A 674-nucleotide genomic window follows, 5' to 3' on the forward strand; every position below is an offset into this window, starting at 1 on the left:
TTGGCGTCGGTGTTGGGGTGGGGGTGGGCGGAGCTTGCTCCTCATATGCTCCTACATCACACCGAACTCCAGCAGGTCGGGAAAAACCCCGCTGATCCTGGTTGACAGGGCTACTGTTCAGGTCGGTACACTGCCCGGCTGGCACAGCGTCGATGGCTACACTGCCTGCCAGAAGTGCATGGGTCTGGGTCGGCCCACCATTGTTGGCCAGTAACCCAAGGTTCAGAGCTGCTGAGGTTACAGCCGTAAATCCTGGGCAGCTTCCATCGGTGTCGAGATTTGCCCCGCTGGGGGTGAGAGTGCCAGCGTTGGAACAATTACCTCCGCTTGTACTGTTTGCGACGATTGAGTTCCTAAGGTTGGCTGTGGCGCCGTTGAAAATACCTCCACCTTTTGAAGCTGAGTTCGATGCAATTGTTACAAAGCTTAGACTGCTGGTGCCGAGATTGTAGATGCCACCGCCTTTTGTGCCAGCACTATTTCCTGATAGGGTGCTGTTGGTAATGTTTACTGTACTGCTGCTGGAAACATAGATGCCTCCCCCCTCCTGGCCGACATTGTTGAAGGAGATCTCGCTGGCGTTGAGGGTTACCTTGCCGCCGTTGCCGTTGTAAATGCCACCCCCTTTTTCACTAACGCTATTGCTGGAGATCCCTGTTTTGCTGATGTTTGTC

Annotated in this window: 1 protein-coding gene; it reads right to left on the minus strand. The window is 54.6% G+C overall.

Features of this window, described 5'->3' with window-relative positions; genetic code table 11:
- A partial coding sequence (locus NW837_RS12755) for a choice-of-anchor Q domain-containing protein (RefSeq protein WP_414332020.1) occupies positions 1-674 on the minus strand: 674 nt, incomplete at both ends.

This window comes from Synechococcus sp. R6-10 (genome assembly GCF_047461815.1).
Lineage (GTDB): Bacteria > Cyanobacteriota > Cyanobacteriia > Thermostichales > Thermostichaceae > Thermostichus.